This window comes from Adlercreutzia murintestinalis (genome assembly GCF_943192905.1).
In the GTDB taxonomy this organism is placed as follows: domain Bacteria; phylum Actinomycetota; class Coriobacteriia; order Coriobacteriales; family Eggerthellaceae; genus Adlercreutzia_A; species Adlercreutzia_A murintestinalis.
In genome coordinates this window covers 1-6,422 of the sequence record NZ_CALPCC010000034.1, presented here as the reverse complement: position 1 = coordinate 6,422, position 6,422 = coordinate 1, and the positions used below count along the sequence as shown (strand labels likewise).

Sequence of the window (6,422 nt, the reverse complement as noted above, 5' to 3'; positions counted from 1 at the left end):
TTCGGATCGGCTGTTAGTTCAACTTTTGTGGATGCCGTTGTGCTATAGGCATATACAGCGGCGGCGGAGTCTGCAACCTCTACATCGTTGACCGCTATGATTTTTGCGGAGTCAACATTCGGGTCGTAGTTCCCAATTGACGTATCAGTTGCTGGCGCCGCAGTAATGTTGTACGGTGCGCCCGTTTTGAATACTGGCACGAACTCTACGGTGCCGGTAATGCCAGCCTGTATGGTAGCTTTCCACTGACCAGATATAACGTTGCCTTCTGAATCCTTTGCAGGGACAGGATATGAAACGACCGGCGAATGCAGCGCAGCCTTCACAGTGCTGCTGCTTCCGGTTGCAGGCGCTCCTGTTGCGCCATCGGCAGGCCGGTAATCCGAGTCTTCTGTGATGGTTTTCCCCGCAAAGATGATTTCCCAGGTGGCATCGTACGTATAACCAGCCATAGGCTCAGCCGTAATGGTCACTTCGGTATCATCTGTGGCATGGTAGGTGTACTTCTTCGTATCCGGCGCTAAGATGTCCGCGCTTGCAGCATTATGGTCCTCATCGCTTTTGGCTGTTGCCTTTATGTCATAAGCGGCTTTATCGGCAAAGGTAGCGCGGTAGGAGATCGCGCCATACACGCCTGGCTCGATGGTAGAGGTGTAACCATTACCGTTCTTTACCGGCGTGCTCACCTTGTCATTCGGAACGCCTCCGACCAATACTTCCCAGGTAGGCTCACCGGTATAGCCTGTTGCCGGTGCAGCGGTGAGCGAAACGCTTCTGGTAAGCGTAGGATTGCCCTCGTATGAATCAGGGGTAGCAGTTACCGAACCTGCCCCTACGCCGCGCTCTGCGGTCACGCGGTAGGTTTGCGGCGTTGGGAAGTTCGCCGTGAAGACAACCGCCCCTTCGGTATCGGGGTAGATGGTGGCAACGTATTTGCCTGCATTTACGCCGCTTTCTTGATACACGGGCGTAGATACCCTGTCTTGAGGTGCCGTCTTGTCGTTCAAGGTGATGTGCCACGATATTGATTCTGGGCCGAAGCCGGTAGTTTTGGCGGCGGCATCCAACACCACAGTAACGGCGTTGCTTGGCGAGTAGCCGTATTCGGCCGGTGATGGCGCTACAACATTCGCTTTACTTGCATTGTTGCCCGCAACCGCCTCAATTTTGTAATGAGACATCACTTTGTAACGCACAGAGAACTTGATCGTACCCGCTACACCCGCTTGCACCGTAGCAGTAGGATTGGCTATGTTAGGATCATCGAAACTAACTTGATCCGAACTATGAGATATACATTTCCACTCTGGCTGGCTCCAACCTTTTACATGCGTACTTTCCAGCTTTATCTTCATCGGCCAAACACTTTCATCAGCTTGGTCCTCGCGAACATAGTTGTATTTCGTGGGAGAAGCCGATGCAGTGCTTGTACTTTCGCTGTCTTTTTCGATTGTTATGTCATACTCAGGATTGTCCGGTGCAAGCTGAGTATCAGAACGCAGTCTGATGCCAATATTTGAGCCTACACCTGCATCATTACCAATATAAGAATCGAAATTTACAATTTTGATTCCCAGTTTCGACCCAGATGCCAATACGCCAGATTCAGCAATTGCATTTACAATAAAGAAAAAGGAAAGAAAAATAGCCATAAGAGTTACCAATATAACCCTGACTTTCAGTTTCTTTTGTTTATGGCTATTAATGCTACGCATTTTTAAACCTAATCTTCTCTATCTTTCGTAGGAACAAAAGTGCAGTAATTACGCAGTATCAGAGCATAAATGCCGGACAATAGGTGATATCGTCGGGAGGTATAGAAGCTGAATTGATTTCTCCATTAGGTGCGAGCCGTATCCATCTTTTTTGTGATCCTGAGATAGGACTAAAAAATCTGTCGAAAGACCAACTCATACTAGGAATGCCAAAGAAAGTTTTCCAAGTATAAGTATGTGGGTCATATGCCCACCATTCTATATTGTTGAAGTTAGTTAATTTACCGCCTTTACTAATAACTTGTCTATAAAAGTAGTATTTTGAATTAGCAGTATATGCATCGGTCTGATTTAAGACGAACACCTCTGCGGGAAGACCGCCTGTATCGAAGTTTGTTTCTATCTGAGGCAAACAGCCTAGTCCCTTGTACTGCATTAAAGATATACAGAATTGATTGCTCGAAGCCAACTCTTCCTCAATTCTCATATTCCATTTTGCGAAAATGTCAGTATTCCAACTTGCAAATACAGATCCTAAGCTAGATGAATCAGTGAAGTAATCTATGGACTCAAAAACAAGGCCAGCCTTATCGTAGGGCGAAAAATTCCCGTTGGATATTCCGATAATACGCAATCGCACATAGTTGTTATCAAGCTTTAATTTACATTCGTAAGCAGAATTGGAAACAGTTTGTGAAGCCGAGGAATTATGCTTTTTATAGGCGCTCCTTCCTTGGCGTACAATAGATTCGTCCGTTTCTAAGGTTCCGTTGCTTTTATAAATTAAGGCACCGTCTCTACCATCTTCAGAGAAAAAGTAAGCACCCGCCTTCTTTGATTCAGCTACCACCGCGTTAACATCAGCGTCTATATATGACTTATAGCGATTATAGAATGGCGATTGTGGACCAAGATCTGCAATAGACTGCGCATGCAGTTTGATTTCAGCACCCGAAAATACCTCGTTCGTTTTTAAATCTTTCAAATAGAAATTATCTATATCGCTCCCATTTCCACTGGGTAAAGCTCTAACAGTAAACACAACATTAGCAAGTGATTGAACAGATAAACCATTATCTGCTTTAGAAGGATTCAGGGTTACTCCATCATTAAGATAAAGTCGGCATTCCAATTGCCTACCAACATTTGAGAGCACTCCGAATGATGCTTTATCGATATCGGTCATCTCTGTTAAACTGACACTATTTACTCCATCGGTATATCCAAACCTCAATTCGGCAGCATTGTTTGAATCATATAATCCAAAAACCTTTTTATTATTCGCACCAACAAGAATCGAAGAAGCACCGGTGTCAGTACATGTTAGACCTTCAATTTGAGCAGTTCCTGTCCCTTTATTTATAAAGAAACCTTGAGAGGTTAAATAGCCTTCTTCGGGAGCACCAAGATCTACGTTGTAACCAGAGTCTCCACCAAAATTGAAGGCGGTAGGCACTGTTACATTGAGTTGACCTCGTGCTGCGGGAAGCTTGGCCGCCTTGGCTACCGTTTCTGATGAGGGTTCATCTGGCGTTTCGCCTTCACCGATGAAGTCTGAACTGTCATCATCAATAGTGATCTCTTCCTGATCGCCCGAAGAGGCTAGGTCGTTATTCTCGGTGCCATCATTGTTGCTTTCGTCTTCAGCGGAGGCGGGAGTAGGGGTATCAGACGGATCAAAAGTCGGAGGGGTAGCTGTGCTGGATGTATCAGCGCTGTTCTCGCCATTTGCTTCAGTGGCGAACGCCGGCATAGGCATCATGGTGAAGCACAGCAAGAATGCCATTGCTATTGCCAGAGGCCGCTGTATCCTTTCGGTTCTAAACATTGATGCGTTCCCTTCGTCCCAATTCACACAAGGTTGTTAAGCCTTCGTATCTGCTATTCGGTCTACCCGGCCACTTTCACATCGCCAGAAATAACGCCTGCCGCAGCTTGCACATCCATGGGTAATGCAAGCGTTACATCAACATGCGATTCTCCCGGCGCTTTGCAGGTAACCGTGTTGTCTTCGGTGTTGATCTGGATGCCGCCAGAATACGAGTACGTGACCTTCACGCTGCCAGGGCACAGCAGATACCCGTCTTCTCCGAACAGATCTGCCGTTTGGCCCACTTCTAGGTGCTGCACTTCCTCTGAAAGCTGCGCCCCATACGGCATCAGCCGGTTGTTCGCGCTGGGTATGCTCGCCTTCCAGGAATACCCATCGTCTGGGCGGTATGGGATGTACACGTCGGTGTTCGTGGTGGCCGCTAGCGCATCGGACTCAACTTGAGCGATATCGCCAAGAGCCACGATAACGGCGCTTTCCATATTGCCAAGAGCCTCGGCGCCAACCTGGGTGACACTCTCTGGCAGCACCAAGATACGCGGGCTGGTGTCTTGGAGTGCCCGAGCGCCCACGGTTGCCAAGCCTTCCGGCAAGCCGATGGTGCTCAGGTTCTTGCACCCCGCGAACGCGCCTTCGCCTAGAGCGGTGATGCCTTCGGGTATCTGCACAGCCGTTAAGGTTTCGCTGTTGGCAAAACCATTTTCAGCGATGGCGGACACCTGGTAGGTGACGCCGTTCACCACGCCCTGCGAAGGCACGCTGATGGCAGCGGGCATCTCTGTTTGCTTCGACCAGCCAACTGCTAACGTATAGTCTGGCAGCAGCGTGTACTCGAAATCGGACTGATCCAGATGGTCGCCTTCAAAGGCATCTGATGTGCCGGTCGAGTCAGCGAAGTGCGTGAAGCCGACAGCAGACCAAGGAGCTTTAGCCGCATCGGCCATTTCGGCCGGCACATCCAAGACCACGGTTGCCCTTTCGATGGTTGTCGCATTGAAAGCCGGAGCTTCAAGGGCAAGAGCAGGATCAGTCTGTTCTGCGGGCGATGCTGACTGCTCTTCGGACGTAGCTGGTTGTTCTTCGGTTGCAGCTGCCGCGGATGCGGGCGAGGCCGCCTGCGCGCCTTCAAGCCACGCTTCCATCTGCTGCTCGAAATCTGGGTTCGCGGCGATACTGGGCACCTCGCCTGACACGACGATGGTCTTCAAGGTGGCGCTGCCCCAGAATGCGCCCGGTGCGATAGCGGTGCATGCCGGTGCGATGCGCGCCACTGCGCCAAGAGCTGCCGGGGCAGCCACCAACGTGAGCGCCTCTGCGCTTTCGAGCGCTTCGCCACTGCTGGCCGCGTTGCGATCCGCGACCGCTTCATCGTTCTTCTTATAAAGGATACCGTCCAGGCTGGTGAAGGCAGAAGTCGCCATGCTCCCCTGGGACTCAGATGCGGGACTTTGAAGATCGTCATCTGACATGAGGGTAATAGCCGAAAGCTTAGTGCAACGGGAAAAGACATAAGCAGGGACAGAGGCTATTCCCACGGGGAGCACGGCATTGCCCTCCAGACCCTCCGGGACGAGGAGGAGGTGTGCGTAGTCGTTCGGAGCGGTGGCTTCTTCTTCGCCGCGCTCGAACAGCATGCCGTTATAACTTGAGTAACGTGCGTTGCGCTGATCTACCGTGATGGTGGTAAGACCTGGCAGTAACTGGAAGAAGGCTGGGTCGATGGATTCGACCGTGGCCGGAATATCAAGAGAGGTAACAGCTGATGCCTTCTCGGCATTGGTGTAGCGCTCTACAACATAAGGAGCGCTTGCCGCAAGGGCGTCCGAGAGGACGGCTTCGTCTGAGGGGGCGTCTTCGGGGCTGCGGGCCGACACATCACTGTGAGCATCTTCGGCGCTGCGGGCTGCTTCACCACTGAGATCAGCGGAGAGCGCGACCCCCACCCCCAGATTTATAGTAGAACTTATGTTCGTAACTGGGTATTCGACCCCACCAGAGCAGATGCTGGATGGGACGACCAAGTTCGCCTGAGCGCTATGCGCGAGCACACCTTCAAGCGTTGCGGTACCAGAGACCGCATCAAGCCTGAAGCGCATGCCGTCTTGCGCGATGAATGCTGCTTGCTCTTGGTCGGCATCGGCAGAATCCACGAGCACCGCATTGCCCTGCACCATGTTCGCCTGAGGTAGCGAGACCACCTCTTGCACGATGGTGCCCTGAGCACGCGATGCGGATGCTTGCGCGGTTGCGTTCGTGTTGTCGTTTTGAGCTGCGTTCGTGTTTGCGTTTGCACCGGCAGCGGAGGCAGCATCCCGCTGATCAGCGGACGTGCGATCAGAAGAGGATGATTCCTGCGATGCGGCGGATTCCGTTGCGAAAGCTGCGACCGGAGTAAAGCTAGCCACCAAAGCGGCTGCGAGAGCGCATGATGCAACCTGATTGGAGAAAGTAGCTTTCATCATCTAACCGATCCCTTATCGCACGGCCATAAGCTTGCGCTATGGCCGATGTTGGCATTACGCCAACGTACGGTCACTGCTTTCCCCATTCAACGAGTTGCAGTTTCGCATGCTGCGTAAAAAACGACAAGGGCTTTCTTGTTGCCCGCAGATTTTCTCCATAACCGCACCGGCGGAGAAAAATGTCGTACTAGGCGCGACCCCCAGCCATTTCTTTCAGAGTAACCGCAACCCAACCGCACCAGCGGGCAACGATGCGGCAGTTTCCGCATGACTCTCATGTCTCTTGATAAAAGACCACAGTGGAAAGGATCTTGAAATGAAATCGAACACCACACATGCCGTGCAACGCTTCAGGCGGCATCTGGTGCATGAGGAACTCTCACCGAACACCGTGCGAGCATATTGCGCGACGGT

3 protein-coding genes are annotated in these 6,422 nt (G+C 51.3%); all 3 read right to left on the bottom strand.

Annotated elements, in window-relative coordinates; genetic code table 11:
* On the bottom strand, positions 1-1,715 hold a 1,715-nt coding region (locus NFR19_RS08645; protein WP_251213391.1), incomplete at its 3' end, for a hypothetical protein.
* A 58-nt stretch (positions 1,716-1,773) separates the two neighbouring features.
* Complete coding sequence (locus NFR19_RS08640) at positions 1,774-3,543, bottom strand: hypothetical protein (protein ID WP_251213390.1); 1,770 nt, start codon at positions 3,541-3,543, stop codon at positions 1,774-1,776.
* 62 nt (positions 3,544-3,605) lie between these two features.
* A complete protein-coding gene (locus tag NFR19_RS08635; protein WP_251213389.1) occupies positions 3,606-6,008 on the bottom strand; it encodes a leucine-rich repeat domain-containing protein in 2,403 nt (800 codons plus the stop codon).
* Positions 6,009-6,422 lie beyond the last annotated feature (414 nt).